The 22509-nt window shown below is 69.7% G+C and carries 21 protein-coding genes and 1 tRNA gene; 4 read left to right on the top strand and 18 right to left on the bottom strand.

The features are described from left to right. Positions 1 to 25 precede the first annotated feature (25 nt). From rlmB to H5411_RS09690, 6 genes are all read right to left on the bottom strand, one after another. Positions 26 to 982, bottom strand: coding sequence for a 23S rRNA (guanosine(2251)-2'-O)-methyltransferase RlmB (gene rlmB, locus H5411_RS09715; protein WP_101437204.1), 957 nt, complete (start codon positions 980 to 982; stop codon positions 26 to 28). 31 nt (positions 983 to 1013) lie between these two features. After that, a complete protein-coding gene (gene cysS / locus H5411_RS09710) occupies positions 1014 to 2399 on the bottom strand; it encodes a cysteine--tRNA ligase (protein ID WP_101437205.1) in 1386 nt (461 codons plus the stop codon). 29 nt (positions 2400 to 2428) lie between these two features. Further along, positions 2429 to 3115 carry an HAD family hydrolase gene (locus tag H5411_RS09705; protein WP_101437206.1) on the bottom strand — a complete coding sequence of 229 codons (687 nt, stop codon included), beginning with the start codon at positions 3113 to 3115 and terminating at the stop codon, positions 2429 to 2431. A gap of 300 nt (positions 3116 to 3415) precedes the next feature. Beyond that, positions 3416 to 3880, bottom strand: a complete 465-nt coding sequence (gene ispF / locus H5411_RS09700; RefSeq protein WP_101440989.1) for a 2-C-methyl-D-erythritol 2,4-cyclodiphosphate synthase — start codon at positions 3878 to 3880, stop codon at positions 3416 to 3418. 5 nt (positions 3881 to 3885) lie between these two features. Next, the gene (locus H5411_RS09695) at positions 3886 to 4530 is read right to left on the bottom strand and encodes an IspD/TarI family cytidylyltransferase (RefSeq protein WP_167442204.1); all 645 of its coding nucleotides are present in this window, start codon (positions 4528 to 4530) and stop codon (positions 3886 to 3888) included. Positions 4531 to 4597: 67 nt separating this feature from the next. Next, positions 4598 to 5089, bottom strand: coding sequence for a CarD family transcriptional regulator (locus H5411_RS09690; RefSeq protein ID WP_009084200.1), 492 nt, complete (start codon positions 5087 to 5089; stop codon positions 4598 to 4600). 274 nt (positions 5090 to 5363) lie between these two features. Here H5411_RS09690 and H5411_RS09685 point away from each other — a divergent pair, with 274 nt between their 5' ends. Together H5411_RS09685 and radA are read left to right on the top strand one after the other, a co-directional pair. After that, complete coding sequence (locus tag H5411_RS09685) at positions 5364 to 6044, top strand: copper chaperone PCu(A)C (RefSeq protein WP_183123613.1); 681 nt, start codon at positions 5364 to 5366, stop codon at positions 6042 to 6044. Positions 6045 to 6088: 44 nt separating this feature from the next. Next, the gene (gene radA, locus H5411_RS09680) at positions 6089 to 7450 is read left to right on the top strand and encodes a DNA repair protein RadA (RefSeq protein WP_101437209.1); all 1362 of its coding nucleotides are present in this window, start codon (positions 6089 to 6091) and stop codon (positions 7448 to 7450) included. 394 nt (positions 7451 to 7844) lie between these two features. On the opposite strand, the gene H5411_RS09675 is transcribed toward radA, so the two are convergent. From H5411_RS09675 to H5411_RS09660, 4 genes are all read right to left on the bottom strand, one after another. Next, positions 7845 to 8378, bottom strand: coding sequence for a hypothetical protein (locus H5411_RS09675; protein WP_101437210.1), 534 nt, complete (start codon positions 8376 to 8378; stop codon positions 7845 to 7847). 129 nt (positions 8379 to 8507) lie between these two features. Continuing rightward, positions 8508 to 11042, bottom strand: coding sequence for a trehalose-phosphatase (otsB, locus tag H5411_RS09670; protein WP_167441974.1), 2535 nt, complete (start codon positions 11040 to 11042; stop codon positions 8508 to 8510). Between the two features lie 40 nt (positions 11043 to 11082). Next, entirely contained in the window at positions 11083 to 12534 is a 1452-nt protein-coding gene (locus H5411_RS09665) for an alpha,alpha-trehalose-phosphate synthase (UDP-forming) (RefSeq protein ID WP_167441975.1), read from the bottom strand. 84 nt (positions 12535 to 12618) lie between these two features. Continuing rightward, positions 12619 to 14124, bottom strand: coding sequence for a threonine/serine exporter family protein (locus tag H5411_RS09660; protein ID WP_101437212.1), 1506 nt, complete (start codon positions 14122 to 14124; stop codon positions 12619 to 12621). Positions 14125 to 14333: 209 nt separating this feature from the next. On the opposite strand from H5411_RS09660, the gene H5411_RS09655 reads away from it, so the two are divergent. Next, positions 14334 to 14406: transfer RNA gene (locus tag H5411_RS09655), tRNA-Thr, on the top strand. Positions 14407 to 14540: 134 nt separating this feature from the next. Here the strand turns inward: H5411_RS09655 and H5411_RS09650 are convergent. The 3 genes from H5411_RS09650 to H5411_RS09640 all read right to left on the bottom strand — a co-directional run bounded on the left by H5411_RS09650 (position 14541) and on the right by H5411_RS09640 (position 17189). Then, entirely contained in the window at positions 14541 to 15671 is a 1131-nt protein-coding gene (locus H5411_RS09650; RefSeq protein WP_101437213.1) for a winged helix DNA-binding domain-containing protein, read from the bottom strand. A 31-nt stretch (positions 15672 to 15702) separates the two neighbouring features. After that, positions 15703 to 15861: a hypothetical protein gene (locus H5411_RS46965; protein ID WP_208637392.1), complete on the bottom strand. Its 159-nt coding sequence runs from the start codon at positions 15859 to 15861 to the stop codon at positions 15703 to 15705. A 143-nt stretch (positions 15862 to 16004) separates the two neighbouring features. Then, positions 16005 to 17189, bottom strand: a complete 1185-nt coding sequence (locus tag H5411_RS09640; RefSeq protein ID WP_101437214.1) for an epoxide hydrolase family protein — start codon at positions 17187 to 17189, stop codon at positions 16005 to 16007. Between the two features lie 63 nt (positions 17190 to 17252). Between H5411_RS09640 and H5411_RS09635 the strand changes: the two genes are divergently transcribed. Beyond that, on the top strand, positions 17253 to 18230 hold the full coding sequence (locus tag H5411_RS09635; protein WP_101437215.1) for a helix-turn-helix transcriptional regulator: 978 nt from the start codon (positions 17253 to 17255) through the stop codon (positions 18228 to 18230). 65 nt (positions 18231 to 18295) lie between these two features. On the opposite strand, the gene H5411_RS09630 is transcribed toward H5411_RS09635, so the two are convergent. The 5 genes from H5411_RS09630 to H5411_RS09610 all read right to left on the bottom strand — a co-directional run bounded on the left by H5411_RS09630 (position 18296) and on the right by H5411_RS09610 (position 22492). Next, positions 18296 to 18574 (bottom strand): hypothetical protein, encoded by a 279-nt coding sequence (locus H5411_RS09630; protein WP_101437216.1) that lies wholly within the window; start codon positions 18572 to 18574, stop codon positions 18296 to 18298. A 167-nt stretch (positions 18575 to 18741) separates the two neighbouring features. Next, the gene (locus tag H5411_RS09625) at positions 18742 to 19365 is read right to left on the bottom strand and encodes a DUF4190 domain-containing protein (protein WP_101437217.1); all 624 of its coding nucleotides are present in this window, start codon (positions 19363 to 19365) and stop codon (positions 18742 to 18744) included. Between the two features lie 72 nt (positions 19366 to 19437). Then, a complete protein-coding gene (locus H5411_RS09620; protein WP_183123612.1) occupies positions 19438 to 20007 on the bottom strand; it encodes a helix-turn-helix domain-containing protein in 570 nt (189 codons plus the stop codon). A gap of 22 nt (positions 20008 to 20029) precedes the next feature. Continuing rightward, the gene (locus tag H5411_RS09615; protein WP_101437219.1) at positions 20030 to 21355 is read right to left on the bottom strand and encodes an MFS transporter; all 1326 of its coding nucleotides are present in this window, start codon (positions 21353 to 21355) and stop codon (positions 20030 to 20032) included. Between the two features lie 180 nt (positions 21356 to 21535). Then, positions 21536 to 22492 (bottom strand): PDR/VanB family oxidoreductase, encoded by a 957-nt coding sequence (locus tag H5411_RS09610; protein ID WP_183123611.1) that lies wholly within the window; start codon positions 22490 to 22492, stop codon positions 21536 to 21538. Positions 22493 to 22509 lie beyond the last annotated feature (17 nt).

The raw sequence follows: 22509 nt of genomic DNA, 5'->3' as shown, positions 1-22509 counted from the left end.
AGCCCGAGGATTCCGCCGATAAAGGTCAGACGCGTCCGGCGATCCGGCGACGGCGGGCGACCTCGGCCAGCAGGACCCCGGCGGCGACCGAGGCGTTCAGCGATTCCACGCCGGCCGCCATCGGGATCGACACCGTCGCGTCGCAGGTCTCGCGGACCAGCCGGGAAAGGCCGCGGCCTTCCGAGCCGAGCACGATGACCAGCGGATCCGCGGCAAGCTCAAGCGAGTCGATGTCGACCGTGCCGTCGGCGTCCAGGCCGACGACCATCAGGCCCTTCGACGCCCACGCGCGCAGCTGGCGCGTGAGGTTCGTGGCGACCGCGATCGGCAGCTTCGCCGCGGTGCCGGCGCTCGTGCGCCACGCGACCGCGGTCATTCCGGCGCTGCGGCGTTCCGGCAGCAGCACGCCGTGCGCGCCGAACGCAGCGGCGGACCGGATCACCGCGCCAAGGTTGCGCGGGTCGGTGACGCCGTCGAGCGCGACGAACAGCGGGGCGTTGCCCGAGTCGCGCGCGGCCTGCATCAGGTCGTCGGGATGCACGTACTCGAACGGCGGCACCTGCAGCCCGAGGCCCTGGTGCATGGCCCGGTTGGTCTTGCGGTCCAGTTCCTCGCGCGGGATCTCCAGGATCGAGATGCCCTTGTCTCCCGCGAGCCGGACGGCCTCGTTGACCCGGTCGTCGATGTCGATGTTGAGCGCGACGTACAGCGCCGTGCCCGGCACGTCCGCGCGCAGCGCCTCGACGACCGGATTGCGGCCGGCGATCAGCTCCGGCCGGTCGGCCTTCTTCTGCCGGGCCTGGTCCCGCTTGGTGGCGGCGTTGGCAGCGCGGTACGCCTTGTGCCCGGGCCTGTCCTCGGCCTTCGGGGTCGGGCCCTTGCCCTCGAGCGCCTTGCGCCGCTGCCCGCCCGAACCGACGACGGCGCCCTTCTTGGTGCCGCTTTTGCGGATGGCACCTTTGCGCTGTGAGTTGCCTGCCATGAATCCTCAATCTCTGCTGCCGCGAAGGAGGTCAGGAGTTCCTGACCGTCCATTGCGGACCGTTCGGGGTGTCTTCCACCGCGATCCCCGCCGCCACGAGACGGTCGCGGGCGGCGTCCGCGCGGGCGAAGTCCTTCGCCGCACGGGCCTCCTGGCGTTCGGCCAGCAGGGCTTCCACGAGCGTGCTCAGCGCATCGCGGACGGGAGTGTCCGAGCCGCCGTCCGCCCAGTCCGGCGACAGCGGGTCGAGACCGAGCACGCCGGTCATCCCGCGGACCGTGCCGGCCAGTTCGAGCGCCTTCGTGGTGTCGCCTCCGTCGAGGGCGGCGTTACCGTCGCGGACCGTGTTGTGCACCACGGCGAACGCGGCCGGCGTCGCCAGGTCGTCGTCCATCGCCGCGGCGAACTCCGCCGGAACTTCGCCCACGGAGACCGCACCGGCCGACTCCGCCCGGCGCAGGAACGCCTCGATCCGCCGGTAGCCCTGAGCGGCTTCGGAAACCGCGCCGTCGGAGTACTCGACCGTGGACCGGTAATGCGGCTGCACCAGGTAGTAGCGCAGCTCGGGCGCGCGGTAGCGCTCCAGCATCGCCGGGATCGAGACCGTGTTGCCCAGCGACTTCGACATCTTCTCGCCGGACATGGTCACCCACGCGTTGTGCAGCCAGTAGCGGGCGAACCCGTCGCCCGCCGCGTTCGACTGCGCGCGCTCGTTCTCGTGGTGCGGGAACACCAGGTCGACGCCGCCGCCGTGGATGTCGAACTCGGCGCCGAGGTAGTTGGTCGCCATCGCCGAGCATTCGAGGTGCCAGCCCGGCCGCCCGTCGCCCCACGGCGTCGGCCACGACGGCTCGCCCGGCTTCGCGCTCTTCCACAGAGTGAAATCGCGTGAATCGCGCTTGCCGCGGGTAGGCGTCTCGCCCTGCTGGACCTCGTCGAGCTGCTGTCCGGAGAGCGTGCCGTACTCCGGGAACGACTTCACCGAGAAGTACACGTCGCCGTCGACGGCGTACGCGTGCCCGGCTTCGATCAGCCGCTCCATCAGCTGGACCATCTGCGTGACGTGCCCGGTCGCGCGCGGCGTGACCGACGGCGGAAGGCAGCCGAGGTCCTCGTACGCCTTCTCGAACGCCCGCTCGTGCGTCGCCGCCCATTCCCACCACGGCCGTCCGGCGTCGGCGGCCTTGGCGAGGATCTTGTCGTCGATGTCGGTGACGTTGCGGACCAGCAGCACGTCGAGTCCACTGTGGAGCAGCCAGCGGCGCAGCACGTCGTAATTCAGCATCCCGCGGACGTGCCCGATATGCGGTACTCCCTGCACGGTGGCACCACACACGTAGATCGACGCCGTTCCGCTGCGGACGGGAGTGAACTCCCGGGGGGCACGGGTCGCGGTGTCGTACAGGTGCAAAGCCACGAGGTAAAGGGTACCGGGGCCACTGTGGGTCAGAGCACGCCGTGCTCCCGCAGCACGCCCAGCAGCGCGTCCGGCCGCTGCGCGGTGGGCAGCGGGTCGACCAGCGCGAACCGGCAGCCCAGCGCGCGGGCGCCGCCGTCGGCCTCCTCGCTGTCGCCGACCATCAGCGTCTCCTCGGCGCGCACCCCGAGCCGCTCGATCGCGTTCTGGAAGATCTCCGGCTCCGGCTTCACCGCCCCGACCTCGAAGGACAGGGTGAACTCGGCGACGTGCGCGTCCCAGCCGCGCTGGCCGAACGCGGGCCGGATGTCGAACGCGATGTTGCTCAGCACGCCCGCCTTGCGCCCGCTGCTCGCGACTGCCTTGAGCGCGGCCTCGGTGTCCGGGTACGGCGTCCACTGGTCGGGCGCGACGAGCTGCGCGTACAGCGCCTCGGCCTGGTCGCGCCGGGGCACGCCGGACAGCCGCAGCACCTCCAGGTACACCTTCCGGTGCAGCTCCGGGTCGCGGTCGCGGTTGTGCCAGGCGTACAGGTGCTCCTCGTCCAGTTCGACGGACTGCTCGACCGGCGCGGTCATCCGCCGCATCAGCTCGGTCTGCGCTTCGACGTCGAGGACCTCGCCGTCGTCGTCGCGGACGTCGTCGAGCCAGCCGTCCTGCTGCTCAAGGCGGAAAAGGGTGCCGGAGAAGTCGAACAAAACCGCGTTGATGGCCACGAGACAACCCTATCGGTCATCCGGGGTGCGACGCCGCCCGTTTGTGGCGCCTCGCGCAGCCGACGGGACAGACGGCTCCCCGAACCCCGGCGTCGAACCGGACCCGCGGGATCGGCCTTACGCGACGGCAGTATTCGACCAGCCTTCCGCTCACGAAGCAAACGCCACGGAATAGCTGAAATGAGTCGCGAGAGCGTGCGCGGATCTTCGCCCGGCAGGTGAAGATCGTCTATCCAGATCGCGATGTTCAGCTGTCAGGGAAAAGCGATGTGACGATTCTCCCGATTCCGCGAATTTCGCTCAGCCGCGAATGAGAAGAGCGGTCGCGACCGCCGCGATGCCCTCGCCGCGGCCGGTGAGCCCGAGTCCGTCGGACGTCGTCCCGGAAACGCTCACGGGTCCGCCGACGGCGTCGCTCAGCACCTGCTGCGCCTCGTCGCGCCGTTTCCCGATCCGCGGATGGTTGCCGATGACCTGCACCGTCGCGTTGGAGACCTGCCACCCCTCGGCGCGCAGCAACGTGCGCACCTCGACGAGCATGTCGGTGCCGTGTGCGCCGTCCATGCGCGGATCGCCGGTGCCGAAGACCGCGCCGAGATCGCCGAGGCCGGCGGCGGACAGCAGGGCGTCGCACAGCGCGTGTGCCGCGACGTCGCCGTCCGAATGGCCCGCGCAGCCGTCGACGCCCGGCCACCGCAGTCCGGCCATCCAGCATTCGCGACCCGGCGCGATCGGATGGACATCGACGCCGTTGCCTACCCGCAGATCGGTCACAGAGGATCCTCTCGGTCCCCGCCGGCGACGAGTGCCTCGGCGAGGGTGAGTTCGAAGGCGCTCGCGACGCGCATCGCGTCCGGATCGCCGGGGACGGTGGCCGCGCCCGCGGTATCGGCGAGACCGGGGTCAGCGGAATCGGCGAGTGCGGAACGGAAAGCGGGAAGGGAAAAACCCACCGGCGTTTGCGCGCTGCGGAGACCGTCGCGATCCACTGTTGCGGTGACGATTCCGGATTCGTCGGTGGTTTTCACGGTGTCGGACATCGGCAGCACCGGCACCGCGACGGGCGCGCCGTCCCGGACCGCTGCCAGCACCTGCCGGACCGTCCGTTGTGGAGTGAACGCCCGCAGCGCGTCGTGCACCAGCACGACGGCGTCCGGGGAAAGAAGCGGCTCGACGGCGGCGAACACCTGCCGGAGCGAGGCACCGGGAACTACCCGGCAGGCGAGGCCGTGCAATGCCTCCGAAAACGACTTCGCACACCGCTCGGGGGCTGCGGCGACCACCAGATCGATCTCCGGTGTGCCGAGCAGCCCCCGCACGGTGTGCGTGAGCAGTGCTGCGCCGCCGACCGCCGTGAGCGCGAGCTCGGAATCGGCCGGACGGTGCGCGACAGTCACGAACGCGACGCTGTGCACCTGTGGGTTCATCAGGTCGTGATCGTAGGGAACCGGTTGCCGCGGGGGCGAACCGGAGGACCCGGGGTCAGACCGTCGCGGTCTCCAGAACCTCGTCGAGGAGCGTTTCCGCCTTGCCCTCGTCGGTGCCCTCCGCGAGCGCGAGCTCGCTGACCAGAATTTGCCGTGCCTTCGCCAGCATGCGTTTCTCGCCGGCTGAAAGTCCGCGGTCCTTTTCTCGCCGCCAGAGGTCGCGCACCACTTCGGCCACCTTGTTCACATCGCCGGAGGCGAGTTTCTCCAGGTTGGCCTTGTACCGACGAGACCAGTTCGTGGGCTCTTCGGTGTGCGGAGCACGCAGAACATCGAAGACCTTGTCCAGTCCTTCTTGCCCGACGACATCGCGCACGCCGACGATCTCGGCGTTGTCCGCGGGCACGCGAACCGTAAGATCCCCTTGCGCGACTTTGAGGACGAGGTACTTCTTTTCCTCGCCCTTGATCACGCGGGTCTCGATGGCTTCGATGAGTGCGGCACCGTGGTGCGGGTAGACGACGGTCTCTCCGACCTTGAAAACCATGTGTCCTCTGCCCCTTTCGCTGACTCCATCCTATCACGGCTGTTCGGCGGCCACCTAGCGGCCCGGGATCGTCGTCGCAGGTCAGCGGCCTGAGCAGGGCTTGACAAACCGGTTTTCGCCGTGCTCATGCAGGTGAGCCGACAACGCCCCGGCCGGCACCGTGAGATCCTTTGTGGACAGTCGATCGGCCGGGAACGCGGACCGGTTCCGCGCGCGGAGAAGCGCCCGGCTAGTCTTCGGGAAGGACGAGGCCGTGAAAGGGAAGGACTCTGACGTGAGGCTGCAGAATCGCCGCGTGCTCGGCGCAGGCGTGTCGGCGCTCGGCGCCGCGCTCGTGCTCGCCGGTTGCGGAGCCGGTCAGATCACCCAGACCGACACTCAGCAGCCCGCCGTCAACGGCACCTACGCCCAGGTGAAGACGATCGTGCTGCGCAACGCCGCGGTGCAGTACCCGGCGCAGGGCCCCGGCTACGCGGCCGGTTCGCCCGCCCCGCTCACGCTCACCATCGTCAACCAGGGCCAGAAGGACGACAAGCTCGTCTCGGTGACGTCGGACGCCGCCTCCGGCCCCGCGCAGATCTCCGGGGACTCGGCGATCGTCGCCGGGCACTCGCTCGTGATCGGCCCGGCGAACGCGGTCGAGCAGGGCGCTCCGGCGCAGTCGGACTCGGCGAACAGCACGCCTGCCTCGGAGACGAACCCGGCTCCGTCCAGCGCGCCGAGCTCCGCCCCGAGCAGCTCGTCGAGCTCCGCCCCCAGCTCGGCGTCGAACTCGCCGCAGCCGGGCGACAACGGCGGCGCGGCGGGCCAGCTCGGCGCCGGCAAGATCGTCCTGCCGGGGCTCAAGCAGCCGCTGTGGCCGGGCGGGACGATCAAGGTCACCTTCACCTTCCAGAACGCCGGCCCGATCGTGGTCGAGCTGCCGGTCGCCGCGCCGGCGCACGCGGGGTCCTGATCGCCGCCGCGATTTCTGTCGGTGCTCGCCGATAGCCTCGCGGAGTGGTGAAGAAGACCAGCACCGTCCACCGGTGCGCGGAATGCGGGTACGAAACGGCGAAGTGGGTCGGTCGCTGCCCGGAATGCCAGGCGTGGGGCACGCTCGAGGAGCGCGGCTCCGCGAAACCGGCGATCGCGCGGGTGGCCGCCGGAGCGCCGAGCGCGCCCGCGCGGCCGATCGCCGAGGTCGACGTCGAGGCGGCCCGGGCGAAGGCCACCGGCGTGCCGGAGCTGGACCGGGTGCTCGGCGGCGGGCTCGTGCCCGGCGCGGTCGCGCTGCTGGCCGGTGAACCCGGGGTCGGCAAGTCCACGCTGCTGCTCGAAGTCGCCTATCAATGGGCGGTCACGGTCGGGCGTTCGCTGTACGTCACCGGCGAGGAGTCCGCGGGACAGGTCCGGCTGCGCGCCGAACGCACCGGCAACGTGCACGGTGAGATGTACCTCGCGGCGGAGAGCGACCTGTCCGCGATCCTCGGGCACGTCGACGCGGTGAAACCCGGCGTGCTGATCGTCGATTCGGTCCAGACCATGGCGTCGCCGCAGGTCGAGGGCTCGCCGGGCGGCGTGACGCAGGTCCGCGCGGTCACCTCCGGGCTCGTCGCGCTCGCGAAGGAACGCGGGCTGCCGGTCGTGCTCGTGGGACATGTCACGAAGGACGGTTCGGTCGCCGGTCCGCGCGTCCTGGAGCACCTGGTGGACGTGGTGCTGCAGTTCGAGGGCGACAAGCATTCGACGCTGCGGATGGTGCGCGGCATCAAGAACCGGTTCGGCGCGGCGGACGAGGTCGGCTGTTTCGAGCTCACCGAGGAAGGCATCGTCGGCGTGCCGGACCCGTCCGGGCTGTTCCTGAGCCGGACGGCGGAACCGGTGCCGGGCACCGCGGTCACGGTCGCGGTCGAGGGGAAACGGCCGTTGCTGGGCGAGGTGCAGGCGCTGGTGTCGAGCAGCGGCATGCCGCAGCCCAGGCGTGCGGTGAGCGGCCTCGACTCGGCACGGGTCGCCATGGTGCTCGCGGTGATGGAGAAACGCGGCCGGATGAAGCTGGGCGACAAGGACGTCTACGTCGCCACGGTGGGCGGCATGAAGATCACCGAGCCCGCCATCGACCTGGCGCTGGTGCTCGCGCTGACCTCGTCGCTGCACGACGTCGCGCTGTCGCCGCGATTGGTGGCGGTGGGCGAGGTCGGGCTGGCGGGCGAGATCCGGCGGGTCCCGAACGTGGGCCGCAGGCTGGCCGAGGCGGCCCGGCTGGGCTTCACGCATGCGTTGGTTCCGCCGGATTCCGGCAAGCTCCCGGACGGGATCAGGGTGCTGGAGGTGCCCGACGTGGCGAGTGCGCTCAACGCGGCGAATCACGCGAAATGATCCGGGACGCGCGTTGGCCTCGTGGGTGTACTGGGCCGAGCCGATCGTGGTGCCCGCGGCGGGGCTCTTGGCGACGACACGGACGCCGGTCACCGGGAGCTCCGTCGGGTCGATCGTGACGAGGGTCTCGAACGGGCCGTACTCCGTGCTGGGGCCGGTTGAGGTCAGGCTGAATCCGAGCGCCACGACCACGCCGCCGGTCAGCACCGCGACTGCCGCGGCCGCGGTGATCCACCACCAGGCGTCAGAGCGCCTTCCTGTTGCGGGACAACGGGTTCGTACGATGGCCGATACGAATCTCGTCGCCGCCGCGCCACGAGGAAGGTCTCGGCGACGAGCTCATGCGCGGTACTCGGCCCGACGGGGCGCGCACCGCGGGCGAGCGTTCACGGCCTCACCAAATGGGATGGTCGCTGAACTTCTCCAGGGTGCTCACCGAGGGCCGCACGAACCAGAGTCCGGCGCTGTAGCCGATCAAGCCGATGGCGAAATTCGCGAAGGCGGCGAGCAGTTCGGTGAAGCCGAGCCTGCCGTGGTTGCCCCAGAGATCCACCAGCGCGGACACTCCCAGCGCGATCACGCAACTGACCGACAGCAGCGTGAAACACACGGTCAGCGCCGCGCGCGTGCTGCGAGCCCGGGCGATCACCAGGTAGTCGCCTTGCAGGCAGCGCCGCGCGGACAGCACCACCACCGCGATGGCGAGCACGGACAGCATCGGCAGCAGCCACGCGGCGAGACCGAGCGGGCCGCGGGGCAGGCTGTGCCCGTGCAGCGGCCGGTTCACAAACGCGGTGAGGCCGAAGACGAGCAGCGTGCCGATCACCAGCGAAACGCCGGTGACCACGGAGGCGAAGCGCACCCGGGCGGCGAACAGCGGCGGCAGCGGGGCGTACTCCGCGGCCTGTTGCCCGTAGTACTGCTTCACCGCATCACCTCCGCGCAGCAGCCCGAACGAACGTGCAAATGCTCGTGAAGACCACCTTAACGGAATGTGATTCCGGCAAGGTGGCCTTCACGGCACTTGTCACCGAGGCGTGCTAATGGGCTTGCCTGATCAAGCCTTTTCGGCGAGGAGATTCGCGCAGCGGATCAGGCCGATGTGCGAGTACGCCTGCGGGTGGTTGCCGAGCGAACGCTCCGCGACCGGGTCGAACTGCTCCGGCAGCAGGCCGGTCGGGCCCGCCGCGTCGACGATCTGCGCGAACAGCTCCTCGGCCTCGTTGCGCCGCCCGGTGCACAGGTACGCCTCGATCAGCCAGGCCGCGCAGATGTGGAAGCCGCCCTCGCCGCCCGGCAGGCCGTCGTCGCGCCGGTACCGGTACACCGTGGAACCGCTGCGCAGCTCGGCCTCGATCGCCGTCACGGTCTTCTGGAACCGCTCGTCCGCCGGGTCGATGAGGCCGGTCAGGCCCACGAACAGGGACGCCGCGTCGAGGTCGGTGCCGTCGTAGGCGGTGGTGAACGCCTGCACCTCTTCGTTCCAGCCGTGCTCGAGCACGTCGGCCTTGATCTCGTCGCGCAGCTTGGGCCAGGCTCCCGGGACGTCGCGGCCGTACTCGTCGCCGAGCCGCACCGCACGGTCGATGGTCACCCAGCACATCACCCGCGAGTACACCCGGTGCCGCGGCACGTGCCGCTCTTCCCAGATGCCGTGGTCCGGCTCGTTCCAGCGCCGCGTGACGGCCTCGGCCATCGCGCGCACCATCTGCCAGTCCTCGTCGCGCAGTTCGCCGCGGACCTGCGCCAGCGTGGCGACCAGCTCCACGACCGGGCCGAACACGTCGAGCTGCACCTGGTGGTTGGCCAGGTTGCCGACGCGCACCGGCCGCGAACCTGCGTATCCGGGCAGCGATTCGATGACCGCCTCCGCGCCGATGACGCTTCCGGCCAGCGTGTACAGCGGGTGCAGCCGCTCCGGACCGGCCAGCGTGGCGAGCACGCCGTGCAGCCACTGCAGGTAGCCCTCGGCCTCCTCGTGCGAACCGAGGTGCACCAGTTCGCGCACGGTCATCGCGGCGTCGCGGATCCAGCAGTAGCGGTAGTCCCAGTTGCGGACCCCGCCGATCTCCTCCGGCAGCGACGACGTCGCGGCGGCCAGCACGCCGCCGGTGTCGGTGTTGACCAGCCCGCGCAGGGTGAGTGCGGAGCGGCGCACCAGTTCGGTCTGCACGGTCGGCAGCTTGAGCTTCGCCGCCCAATCGCTCCAGTACCGGCCCGCTCGGTCGCGACGGTCCACTTCGGACAGTTCGTGGGCGGAGAGATCCGTGGTGCCGCAACGCAATTCGAGCACGACCGGCTGTTCCGGCGTCGGCTGGACGAGCGCGGTCGCGGTGTCCTGCAGGCCGTCGGAGTCGATCGACCATTCGATGCCCGGCGAGCGCAGCACGAACGGCTCCGACGTGCCCAGCACGCGCAGGCCCTCGGCCTCGGCGACCAGTTTCACCGGCACGCCGCCGAATTCCGGCCGCGGCGCGAACACGACCTGCGCCACCGCCTCGCCGGAGATCACGCGCACGAGGTCGGTGCGGTGCCCGGGGCTTTCCGGTTCGAGATAGTCCGTGACGAGCAGCCGCGACCAGCGCGTTTCGACCGTCATCGTGTTCGGCAGGTACCGCTGGCCGAGCGGGAGCCCATTGCGGTGCGGTTTGATCGAGAAGTGCCCGGCCCCGGGGCCGCCGAGCAGGTCGGCGAACACCGCGGGGGCGTCCGGGCCGGGGTGGCACAGCCAGGTCAGCTTCGCGTCCGGCGTCACCAGTGCGACCGAGCGCTCGTTGGCCAGCAGCGACAGCCGCTCGATCGGCGGCGCGGACTCGCCGTAGAGCCAGTTGCGCCGCTCCTCCAGGAGGAACGCGAGCACCATGGCGACGTCGACGGTGTCGGGCACGCGGTACTCGGCGAGCGATTCGCCGTCGCCGACCTTGATGCCGAGGTCCGGCCCGGCCAGCCGGGCGAACGCCTTCTCATCGGTGACGTCGTCGCCGAGGAACACCGCCGCGGTGGCCCCGACCTGGTGACGCAGGGTGTCCAGCGCGTTGCCCTTGTCGGTCTTCACGACCGCCAGTTCGACGACTTCCTTGCCGTCGGTGGTCGTGACGCCCTCCCACTGCGACGGACCCTCGTGCACCGCCGAGAGCACGCGCCGGCCGGCGTTGTGCTCGGCGCGGCGCACGTGCACCGCGATGCTCGCCGGCTTGACCTCGAGCGACACCCCGGGCACGTCGAGCACCAGCTGTTCCAGCTCGTGTTCGAGCCGCCGGTGCAGCGCCTTCGCGTCCTCGTCGAGCGCGTGGATGAATCCGATGTCGAACTCGGAGCCGTGGCTGCCGACCAGGTTCACCTCGGAAGGCAGCCGCGACAGAGTCGCGAGGTCGCGCAGGGCCCGGCCGGAAATGACGGCGGTGGTCGTTTCGTGCAGGCCGGCGAGTGATCTGAGCGCGCCGACGGACTCGGGCAGCGGCCGCGCCTCGTCCGGGTTGGCGGTGATCGGGGCCAACGTGCCGTCGTAGTCGCAGGCGACCAGCAGGCGCGGGGTACGGGCGATCTGCACGATCGCGCGCCGTAGCTCCGCGGGCAACGCCTCGGCGGTCAACACTCCTCCTCAGGAGGTCCAGCGCGGTACGGGGGAGGGGTCAGTCGGCCGGTTCGGCACCCAGCGCCTGGAGGAACGAACGCGCCCACCGGTCGACGTCGTGGGTGAGGACCTGGCGACGCATGGCGCGCATCCTGCGTCGGCCCTCGGCGGGGTCGAGCGTAATGGCAGCCTCCAAGGCGTTCTTCACCCCGTCCAGATCGTGCGGGTTGACGAGGAAAGCGCTGGTCAGTTCCGCCGCCGCACCAGCGAACTCGCTGAGCACCAGAGCACCGCCGAGATCGGGGCGGCACGCGACGTACTCCTTGCAGACGAGATTCATCCCGTCGCGCAGCGGAGTCACCACCATCACGTCGGCCGCGGAGAAGAAGGCGGCCAGCTCGGTGCGGTTCACGGATTGGTGCAAATAGTGCACGACCGGGTGGCCGACGCGGGCGAATTCGCCGTTGATCCGGCCGACCATCTGCTCGATCTCGCCGCGCATCCGCTGGTAGTGCTCGACGCGTTCGCGGCTCGGAGTGGCCAGCTGCACGAACGTGACGTCGCCGGGTTCGAGGCGGCCTTCGTGCAGCAGCTCGTGCAGCGCCTGCAGCCGCAGGTCGATGCCCTTGGTGTAGTCGAGCCGGTCGACGCCGAGCAGCACCGTCTTCGGGTTGCCGAGGTCGCGGCGGATCTGCTTGGTGCGCTCGACGACGCCCTTGCTGCGCGCGAGCGAGTCGAGGCCGGCCGCGTCGATCGAGATCGGGAAGGCACCGACGCGCACGGTGCGGTCGCCGACCTGCACCATGCCCGGCCGCGACCGGACGCCGACCGCGCCGCGGGTGGGTTCGAGGCCGACCAGCTGCCGGGCCAGCCACAGGAAGTTCTGCGCGCCGCCGGGCCGGTGGAAGCCGATCAGGTCCGCGCCGATCAGGCCGCGCACGATCTCCGCGCGCCACGGGAGCTGCATGAACAGCTCGACCGGCGGGAACGGGATGTGCAGGAAGAAGCCGATGCGCAGGTCGGGGCGCAGTTCGCGGAGCATCCGGGGCACCAGCTGCAGCTGGTAGTCCTGGATCCACACGGTCGCCCCGTGCGCGGCGACGCCCGCGCTGGCCTCGGCGAACCGGCGGTTGACCTTCACGTAGCTGTCCCACCACGAGCGGTCGAAGACCGGCCGTTCGACGACGTCGTGGTAGAGCGGCCAGAGCGTGGCGTTGGAGAAGCCCTCGTAGTAGTCGCGGACCTCGGCCGAGCTGAGCGACACCGGGTGCAGGACGAGCCCGTCGTCGTCGAACTCGTCCACCTCGACGTCCGGCACGCCCGGCCAGCCGACCCAGGCGCCTTTGCGGGACCTCAGGAAGGGTTCGAGTGCCGAGACCAGTCCGCCAGGACTGGCGGTCCAGCGTTGTTCCCCGTCCGCGGTCCGTTCGAGGTCGACGGGCAGCCGGTTGGCCACCACGACGAAATCCGCGGACGGTGCGCTGTTCCGGTCGGCGATCGCGTCAGTCACTCCAGCTGCTCCCTCGTCATCGGCGGGTCGCGGCCCCTGGAGAAACCCTAGCGCGCGCGGAGTGACCGGCCGGTGACCAACTAGTTACTCCAAACGCCGTTCGGTCGGTTCCATCGGCCCGGCGAGGCGGGGCCCGGAGAGCTTGCGCTCGAGCCTGCCGAGCCCGGTGCGGACCGGCTGGGCGAGGTATTCGCCCAGTACAACGCCCGCCGCGAGGGCGAGCCCGATGGCGACCGCGGTCATCAGGGTGGAGATGTTCCCTCCCGGCGACACCGCTAATTGGTATAGACCACGATAGGTGGAGAGGCCGGGCAGCAGCGGAGTGATCCCGGACACGGCGACCACGAGCGGAGTAACTTTCAGCCGCCGGGCCATCACGCCGCCGCAGAACCCGACGAGCGTCGCCGCGATCGCGGAGGCGCTCACCGCGTCGAGGGCGGCCAGGATCAGCGCGCCGTACACGAGTGCGCCGATCCCGCCCGCCGCGGCGGCGACGAGCATCGCGCGCAGTTTCGAGTACGAGGCAAGCGCGAAGCAGGCGGCCGCACCGGCCCCGCCGACGACGATGATCGGCAGGTGCTGCGCGGTCGACGCAGGGACGTCGGGCAGCGGCGTGCGCGGAAGTTCGAGCATCACCGCGATTCGCAGAGCGAGCACGACGCCCGCGATCAGCCCGGCACTCATCAACGCGGTTTCCATCGTGCGGCCGGACGCGGTGACGTAATACCCGGTGATTCCGTCCTGCACCGCGGAAACCGTGGAAAGTCCCGACAGCAGCACGGTGACCGCCGCGGCGACCACCAGCGTCGGCCGGTCGGTGGTGAGGATGTTGCTGCTGACGATGATCATCGCCGACAGCGTCGCGAACAGGCCGCCGACCACCTGCTGGAAGAAGAACGGCAGATTGACCTTGTTGAGCAGCCTGCCGATCCGGTCGACCGCCGCGGAGATGACCATCGCGACGAGCGCGATGTCGATGCCGCCGCCGAGCAGCAACGTGATGAACCCGGCCAGCCCGCCCCAGGCGGCGGTCGCGGTCCAGCGCGCGTACGGGTGCGGCGCGGAGGTGATCCGGTCCAGTTCGGTAACCGCTTCCTCCGCGCCGGTGTGGCCGCGGACGATCTGGCGCACGAGCGCTTCGGTCTCGGTCAGCCGGGTGTAGTCGAGGCTGCGCGAACGGACCACTCGCAACGCGGTCACCGGCGCGAGGTCGGTGCCGCGGTGACAGGTGACGGTGATCGACGTGAAGATGACGTCGACCTCGCAGTGCGGCAGCCCGAGCGCGGAGGTGAGCGCGAGAATGGTCGCGGTGACGTCGGAAGCGCCGGCGCCGCTGGCCATCTGCACTTCGCCGATCCGCAGGGTGAGGTCCAGAACGAAGTTGACGGTCGCGTCGTCGGGCGGCTTGGGTCCGATCGCCTCCTCGGACTCGACCGCGGGCTGTTCCGCCGTCGGAGCCTCGAGAATGTGCCAAGCGCGACGGCGCAACAGATTCGGCCGATGCCGCTGGTTCGACCGCGGGTGCGGGGGCTCGAGAATCGGCCACCGTCTGCGCGCCGCCCCCTGGCCGGCACGCTCGTTGATCTTCATGATCGATCCCCACCTCCTCGTTCGTTCCCGGGGACCATCGGCCGTGCCGCCCCAGCTGTTGCAGTGGTGTCCGCCACACCCGTCACCGATCGTGCCGCATGGAGGTGGATCTTGCCGATTTCCGGTGCTGACCTGGGGGTTAAGGCGGGCTGGCGGACTGTTGCCGGGGTGGGTGGATATACTTCCGGCGCGCCCGTCATCGGGTGCGCGCCGGTATAGCTCAGTTGGTAGAGCATCTGTCTTGTAAACAGAAGGTCAGGGGTTCGAACCCCCTTGCCGGCTCCGGGGATCAGCGGTGCGCTAGCGAAAGCTGTCCGGTGGAAGCGGATTCCCCGAAGCGCACGACGCATCCGCAGCCAATCGCGGATCGTAGAGGCGGCTCATTAGGCCTGCTTCGCATGGGGCGCGACCCGAACTCACTGCCGATCGCCGCGCACCGGGTCGTCGCGGTCCGCGAGCGTTTCCATGCGGAGGTCGTGGCTGGCGCCGGGCGCGGCGAACTTCAGCAGCCGGGTGCCTTCGGCTTCGACCTCGGCGCGCTCGGCGGCGGTCAGCGGCCGGAACAGGTCGATCTCCAGAGTCGCTGACGCCTTTGCCCGGTCGAGTTTCCAGGCACCCGTCACCTGCCCGTCTACCAGGATGGTGGCGTGCTTTCCGTTGCGTGTCATGACTCGTTTGCGGGCCTCCGCCGAGATCACGCGGCCGCGGTCGGCGTGGGAGGCCAGGAGGTTGTCGTACTCGGGCAAGAAGCGAACCGGCGCGGGGGCGTCGGCGCCGGGGCGGGGCGCATCCGGCAGGTCGAACAGCTCCGCCCGGTGCTCGTCGCGGAAGACCGCCAGGTGCGGCCGCAGCCTTTCCAGGACGGGACGCAGCCGGGTCCGGCCGGCCCAGGTCTGCACGTCGGCGACCGAGGCCGGGCCGAACGCGGCGAGGTAGCGCAGCACTATGCGTTCGGAGTCGGCGGCAGGGTCGGGCTCGGCTCCGGTCCAGCCGGCCGCCGTCGCGTACCGGGTGGTGCCGCCGACACCCCAGACGGCGCGTGGCGGCACCTGCACTAGCGGCACGAGATTGCGCACTACGGTGGCGAGCGCGTGGGGCTCGCGATCGGGCCACCGCTCGTGCAGCGCCGCCCCGAGCTCCTTGGGGGTCAGGTGCCGTGCGTCGAGCAGCGCCCGGCCGGACTCCGCCACGGCCGCACGGTCCAGACCAGTGAGGGGCGTTTTGAACGCGGTGTTCAGCTCGCGGTCGAGCGCGGGCTGCGCCCATGGCCGCAACGAGCGGTAGTCCGCTGTGGTGACCAAGTGGATGGTGCTGCGCATCAGCGCGACCCGTACTAGGCGGCGCTCGGTCAGCGCGTCGGCAAGGTCGGCGGTGCCGAACGTCCGCAATCTGCTCCAGAGCCCGAAGTAGGGCGCGTACGGTGCCTGTGCCTGCATGCCGACCAGCCGGGTGACCGCCTCCTCGACGGTCGCATCGGCACGTTCCAGCAGCCACTGTCGGGCCAGCAGCGCTCGCCCCAATTCCCGTCGCCCCAGCACCTGTGCCATCGTGCCTCCCTTTCCGTGCCCGCTGCGTTGATCAGCCGCCGAAGTCGGCCCGGTGATCCGCGGCCCACTGGGCGTAGGTGCGGGCGGGGTGCCCGGTGATCTGCTCGATGACGTCGTTGACCGGCGCGGGTTTGCCGACCGCCTGAGCCATGAGAGCGAAGAGCGCGGCCAGGAACTCGGGTTCGTGCACTGGCTCATCTGCTCCAGCACGGGCTCCGGGTCGAGGTCCTCGACGGTGAGCGGGCGCCCCAGCGTCTCGCCGAGGAGGCGGACCTGCTGTTCCCGAGATGCATGCGATTTCCTTTCGTGGGAAGTAAATCGGGGCGCGGCGGATCAGCGAACCTTGGCGAAGAACTGCCGGATGTCGTCGACGAGCAGATCGGGAGCGTCGTGCGCGGCGAAGTGGCTGCCCCGGTCGTAGACGTTCCAGGAGACGATGTTCTCGTGGTCGCGGTCGGCGAACGTCCGGATGGACTGGTAATCCCAGGCGAAGTTCGCCAGGCCGAGGGGCACTGTGGTCGGCTCGGGCACGAACGTGCCCCGGCCGTTCGACTTCTGCTGTGCGGGGGCCGCAGCCGCGTCCTCGTAATAGAACCGGGCGGCTGAGGCGGCCGTGTTGGTCAGCCAGTAGATCATCACGTTGGTGAGCACGAAGTCCGGGTCGAGCGAAGCGCCGAGCAGCTGCGCGTGCCAGCCGAGCAGACCGGCCGGGGAATCGGCCAAGGCGTGCGCCAGATTCTGCGGCTCGGTGGACTGGAGCTTGTCGTACGCGCCCCGGTTCTGGGTGAACCACTCGGCGAACGCGAGCTTTCCGCGCTCCTCCTCGGAGAGACCGGCCAGCTCGGCGGGGTCACCCGACGGGAACGAGAAGACCTGCGTCACGTGCACGCCGCGGACGTGCGCCGGATCGACCCGGCCCACCTCGGGCGAGATCAGCGATCCGCCGTCGTTGCCGGCCGCGCCGTAGCGGTCGTACCCGAGCCGGCGCATCAGCTCGGCCCAGGCCTTGGCCACCCGGTACCGGTCCCAGCCGCGCTCCCGGGTCGGCCCGGAGAAGCCGAACCCCGGCACCGACGGAATGACGAGGTGGAACGCGCCGGCCGGGTCGCCGCCGTGGGCCCGCGGGTCGGTGAGCGGGCCGATCACGTCCAGCCACTCGACCACCGAGGTCGGCCAGCCGTGGGTCAGGATCAGCGGCGTCGCGTCCGGCTCCGGCGACCGCACGTGCAGGAAGTGGATGTTCTGGCCGTCGATCTCGGTGGTGAACTGCGGGTACGCGTTCAGCTTCGCCTCCCAGGCCCGCCAGTCGTAGCTGGTGCGCCAGCGCTCGACCAGCTGCTTGACGTAGCCCACCGGTACGCCGTACTCCCACCCGGGCGGCACCGGGCCGGCCGGTGCCGACTCGCCCGCGGGCAGTTCCTCCGCCCACCGCGTCCGGGCCAGCCGCCGCTGGAGATCGTCGAGGTCGGCCTGGGGAATGTCGATGCGGAACGGGGCGATCGTGCTGTCGTTCGTCATGGGCGTCAGCGTAGGAGCGAATTAGGCAAGGCCCGTTCCTATTTCTCTGGCAGACTCCGAAGAATGTTGGAAACCTCGGCGCGGCTGCTGCGCTTGCTCTCGCTACTGCAGACACCCCGCGAGTGGACCGGCGCCGAATTGGCCGAGCGGCTGGCGGTCAGCACCCGCACCGTCCGCAACGACGTGGAACGCCTGCGGAACCTCGGCTATCCGGTGCACGGCAGCCGAGGCGCGGTAGGCGGCTACAGACTCGGTGCCGGGGCCGCTTTGCCGCCCCTGCTGCTCGACGACGAGGAGGCGGTCGCGGTGGCGATCGGGCTCCGCACCGCCGCCGGGGGCACGATCACCGGGGTCGAGGAGACCTCGCTGCGCGCACTGGCGAAACTGGAGCAGGTGCTGCCGGCCCGGCTCCGGCGACGTGTCAACGCACTCCAGCGGTACGCCGTGGCGGTGCCCCGGGACGAGCCAGGCCCGCGGGTGGACGCGGACACGCTGAGCGTTCTCGCTGCCGCCTGCCGGGACCACCAGCGCCTGCGGTTCGACTACCGGAGCCACGACGGCTCCGAGAGCCGGCGCGAGGCGGAGCCGTACCGGCTCGTCAACTGGGGACGCCGGTGGTATCTGGTCGGGTTCGACATCGACCGGGCCGACTGGCGGACGTTCCGGGTGGACCGGCTCCATCCACGCACTCCGACGGGCCCCGGATTCACCCCCCGCGAACTCCCCGAGGAAGCCGTCGACCAGGTGCGGCGGGGCGTGTCGTCGGCCGCCTGGCGGTACCGGGCGCAGGTCATCGTGCACGCACCGGCTGAACAGCTCGCCGAGCGGATCAACGCTGCGATCGGCACCATCACGCCTATCGACGACACCCGCTGCCAGCTGGACACCGGCGCGGACAGCATCGAGGCGCTCGCCGTTCACCTCGGCTTGCTCGGCGTCGACTTCACCGTGACGAAGCCCGCGGAACTCGTCGAACTCGTGCGCGCACTCGCCGGTCGCTACCACCGCGCGACTGAGCCGCTGTCGCCTCTCGATGTCTGAGGCGGTTTCCTGCCAAGAATTGGGCCGGCCAAGAAAGCTTGTCGAGGCTTTGTCTCACAGCGGGTTCAGGCAGCGGACCGCGGCAAGTCGGCGGCCGGCACACCGATGGCGGCTCGACCGGCGTCGGTGAGGAGCGCGGGGACGCGCTCGCCGCGGCGGCCGGCGCGCAGCGGGACCACCAAGGCGAGCCGGGCGAGGCGGTGGGCGGTGAACTGGTCGCAGCACGCGACGCCGTCGATGTAGAGATCCGGTTCGCAGCTGCAGGTCATCTCGGCGCGGCCGAGGCCGACGGCGGCGAGGGTGGCTCGCTCGCGGTGGTTCAGCGGGAGTATCTGTGCCGACATGACTGCCTCGCTGGGGTGGGTTCTCTCAGTCCTGTCTCTCACTGTCCGAGATCCATCTGGTGCCCACCAGATCCAGTTTCGAGCCTGTTTTCCGGTACCAGCCGACGCGCGCTCGCGGCGGCCTGGACACGTCTGTGCTCGGGCCGCCGCGAGGGAGTTTCAAGCGGTCAGAAACCGTCGCAGGAGGCGGTCGCGAAGTTGCCGGACGCCTTCGCCGTCTTGGTTTCCTTGCCGTCCACGACGACCTTGCAGGTCACGTCTCCGCCCTCGGTGCCGGTGGTCACCGAGAGGGTGCCGCCCTTGAACAGGCCCTTCGTGGAGATGTCTTTCGACCACGGGAGGGACTTGGGCTGTTCCTGGTTGGTGGACGCGTTGCCGTCGCCGAAGGTGGTGTAGGTGACCGAGGCGTCCTTCGCGGTGCCGGTGACCTCGTAGTGGACCGTCACGGTGCGGTTGGCCTCGTTGTTGACGTCGTTGACCACCTTGGCGGCCGTCACGACCCACACGATGCACATCACCAGGCCGATCACCGACAGCACGAGACCGGCGATCGAGAGGCCCTTGTTCGTGGCCTTTCCGGACCGCGTCCGGGCGAAGCCGAGCGCGGAGAAGATGATCCCGAGGATCACCAGCGGCCACGCGATGAACCCGATGAGCGGGATGAACGAGAAAATCAGGCCGATCAGTCCGAGCACGAACCCGGCGGTGCCGAGGCCGTTCTTCGGCGGGACCGGGTGGACCGGCGGGGCCGCCTGGGGTGCGGGCGGCGGAGGATAGTCAGGGGCGGACATGTGAGCCTTTCGCGATGGACTGTGCCGCAAAAGGTCGTACTAATCATCCAAAGTGTTACGTCCTGTCCAGAATCAGGTCATCCGTGGCTCTACGTGTGCCCTTTCGCCCTGTAGTCCGAAGAGGATCAGCAGCTCGACCGCGCCTCCGTCGGCTGAGCCGAGCCAATGCGGTTCGGTCGTGTCGAACTCCGCTGCCTCGCCGGGCGGGACGGTCAGGTCCTTCGCGCCCACGATCAGGCGGAGGCGGCCGTTGAGGACGTACAGCCATTCGTAACCGCTGTGCGTTTTCAGCGCCGGTTCCGCGGGGCGGCCGGGGATCAGCATTTTGTACGCGTGCACCCCGCCCGGCCGCCGGGTGAGCGGCACGTAGGTCATCCCGTGCTGATGGATCGGGCGCAGGTGGACGCGCGGGTCGCCGGCACGGGGAGCGCCCACCAGGTCGTCGATCGGCACGTCGTAGGCGCGGGACAGCGGCAGCAGCAGTTCCAGGTTCGCCCGGCGCTGGCCGTTTTCCAGCCGGGACAGGGTGCTTTCCGAGATGCCGGTCTCCGCTGACAGGTCCGCCAGGGTGATGCCGCGCCGGTTGCGCAGCGTCCGCAGCCTCGGGCCGACCGCGTCCAGGACTTCGTCGATCTCAGACATGGCGCCTAGTCTTGCCGAGGCGTCACGAGACCAGTTCGGGAGCCGGTTTCGCGGCGCGGCGCGCGGGGGCGGTTTCCGGGAGGACCAGCAGGCAGACCAGGCTCAGCACGAGCAGCGCGGCCAGGTAATAGCCGACCGCGATGGCGTCGCCGGTCGCCGCGACGATCCGGTTGGCGATCATCGGCGACAGTCCGCCGCCCAGCACCGCGCCGACGTGGTAGCCCACGCCGAGGCCGGACTGGCGCTGCTCGCGCGGGAACAGTTCGGCGAACCAGGTGTACATCGGTCCAAAAAGGATTCCGGTGGCGGTGAAACCCAGCAGCAGCGCGAGAAACACCGAGCTGATGGTGCCCGCCGACGCGATCGGGAACATCACGAGCGCGGCGAGGATCGACAGGACGGAGCCGGTCAGCATCACCGGTTTGCGGCCGATCCGGTCGGACAGCCAGGCGGCTCCGACGTTCGCCGCGGCGTGGCACAGCAGGGTGATCGTCGAAATGGTGACGATCGGGGCGCGCGGGAGGCCGAGTCCTTCCGGGGCGGCGGCGGTCGCGTAGGACAGCATGAACGTGACGAGCGCGAAAGTGCTGGCGGTGAGGCCGAGGTTCGCGCCGGCGATGAGCAGGAGCCGTCGCCAATTCGAGCGGAGGACATCAGCGAGCGGCTTTTTCGCCTGCGTCCGCGCGGCGGCCATTTTCTCGAATTCCGGGCTTTCCGAAACGCCGCGGCGGATCCAGATCCCGATGGCCAGCACGATGCCGCCGGCCAGGAACGGAAGCCGCCAGCCCCAATTCATGACCTCGTCGTTCGGCAACAGGAGAACCAGCGCGAAAGCCAGGTTCGCCAGCACGACGCCGATCGGCGAGCCGAGTGCGACGAAGGAACCGTAGAGGCCCCGCCGTTTTTCGGGCGCGTGCTCGACGGCGAACACGGCCGCGCCAGCGCTTTCCCCGCCGCGAGCGGCACCGTGCAGCAGGCGCAACCCGACCAGTAGCAGCGGTGCGGCGATGCCGATCACCGCGTACGGCGGGAGTACGCCCATGCCCAGCGTCGCGAAACCCATCAGAAGGAACGCGGCGTACAGCGCGGTGCGTCGGCCGCGACGGTCGCCGAGCCAGCCGAAAAGCGCCGCGCCGAGCGGGGCCATCACGAAACCGATGGCGAAGGTCGCGAGGCTCATGAAGGTGCCGAACCAGGCGTTGCCGGTTTTGAAGAACACTGACCCGAATACAAGAGCCGCCGCGGTGCCGTAGATCGAGAAATCGTACATTTCCAGGGAAGTGCCGACGCCCGCGGCGAACCCGAGCCGCAGCACGCCGGGAGAGTGCGCTTCGTTGCGCTTGGCCATGGCAGGCCTTTCGTCGTCGCGCGCTAAATGCGCGGAGTGTCCGGTAATGGGGAAACGGTGGACACAGCTTAGGAAAGCGCGACGGAGGAGGCAAAGTCCGATTTACGGCGGATTGATAAATAAAATCGATCAATTAATAGACGTCGCGGCCGGGATCGCGTGGATCCCGGCCGCGACGTCTCAGTACAGTTCGATCACCAGTTTTTCAGAGCGGGCACGCGACACGCACAGCGCCATCTGGTCGCCGGAAGCCTTGTCACTGGCCGAAAGACACTGGTCCCGATGCTCCGGCGTGCCTTCCAGCACTCCGGAGACGCACGAGCCGCAGATGCCCTCCTCGCAGGATTTGAACACCTCGATCCCGTTGTCGGTCAGCACCGACAGAATCGACCGGTCGGCCGGGATCTCGAATACCTCGCCGGTGTCGAGTTCGACGGTGAACGGCCGGTCGCCGCTCGTGTCGATCTCGGCCGCGGTGAAATGTTCGACGTGGACCCGCGTTTCGCCGACCACCGGCGCGAACACGCCGGCGACCTGCTCCATGAACCCTTCCGGGCCGCAGGTGTAGACGTGCCCGGCGGAGCTGAGCCCAGCCGCCACTTCCGCGAGTACAGCGGGCTGTTCACCGCGCGGTACGCCGAAGTACAGCAGCACTCGATCCCGGAATTCCGCCTGTTCTTCAAGCAGGGAAACGAAAGCGGCTGATTCCCGGCTGCGCGCGAAGTAGTGCAGTTCGAATTCCGCACCGTCCGCGTGCAGCTGATAAGCCAGGCTCAGCAACGGAGTGATGCCGATCCCGCCCGCGATCAGCACGTGCCGATCAGCGTCCGGGGCCAGGGAAAGCAGGTTCCGGAACTCGCCGATCTCGAGCTTGTCGTTCTCCGCGACGGTGTGCAACGCCTCGGAACCGCCGCGCGAATCCGGTTCCCGCTTCACCGCGATCAACAACGACGACGTGTCGTCCGGCCGTCCGCACAGCGAGTACTGACGCAGGATCCCGGTCGGACCGATGACATCGACGTGCGCGCCGGCGGGATGCGGGTCGAACGGCAGGCCGTCGGCGCGCACGAGGCGAAGCGCCCGGATCCCAGGCGCTTCCTCGACGACCTCGGCCACACGGACCACGGTGTTCGGCATCGGCTCTCCGTTTCCAG

It is taken from the genome of Amycolatopsis echigonensis (assembly GCF_014174495.1).
Classification (GTDB): Bacteria; Actinomycetota; Actinomycetes; order Mycobacteriales; family Pseudonocardiaceae; genus Amycolatopsis; species Amycolatopsis echigonensis.
This window is presented reverse-complemented; position numbering and strand designations above follow the sequence as displayed.

Excerpts from the sequence above, each read along its gene's own strand:
- H5411_RS09660 (WP_101437212.1), bottom strand. The coding sequence starts at position 14,124 with ATGAAGATCAACGAGCGTGCCGGCCAGGGGGCGGCGCGCAGACGGTGG.
- H5411_RS09625 (WP_101437217.1), bottom strand. The coding sequence starts at position 19,365 with ATGTCCGCCCCTGACTATCCTCCGCCGCCCGCACCCCAGGCGGCCCCG.
- H5411_RS09630 (WP_101437216.1), bottom strand. The coding sequence starts at position 18,574 with ATGTCGGCACAGATACTCCCGCTGAACCACCGCGAGCGAGCCACCCTC.
- H5411_RS09635 (WP_101437215.1), top strand. The coding sequence starts at position 17,253 with ATGTTGGAAACCTCGGCGCGGCTGCTGCGCTTGCTCTCGCTACTGCAG.
- H5411_RS09615 (WP_101437219.1), bottom strand. The coding sequence starts at position 21,355 with ATGGCCAAGCGCAACGAAGCGCACTCTCCCGGCGTGCTGCGGCTCGGG.
- H5411_RS09650 (WP_101437213.1), bottom strand. The coding sequence starts at position 15,671 with ATGGCACAGGTGCTGGGGCGACGGGAATTGGGGCGAGCGCTGCTGGCC.
- H5411_RS09620 (WP_183123612.1), bottom strand. The coding sequence starts at position 20,007 with ATGTCTGAGATCGACGAAGTCCTGGACGCGGTCGGCCCGAGGCTGCGG.
- H5411_RS09640 (WP_101437214.1), bottom strand. The coding sequence starts at position 17,189 with ATGACGAACGACAGCACGATCGCCCCGTTCCGCATCGACATTCCCCAG.
- H5411_RS09690 (WP_009084200.1), bottom strand. The coding sequence starts at position 5,089 with ATGGTTTTCAAGGTCGGAGAGACCGTCGTCTACCCGCACCACGGTGCC.
- H5411_RS09610 (WP_183123611.1), bottom strand. The coding sequence starts at position 22,492 with ATGCCGAACACCGTGGTCCGTGTGGCCGAGGTCGTCGAGGAAGCGCCT.
- rlmB (WP_101437204.1), bottom strand. The coding sequence starts at position 982 with ATGGCAGGCAACTCACAGCGCAAAGGTGCCATCCGCAAAAGCGGCACC.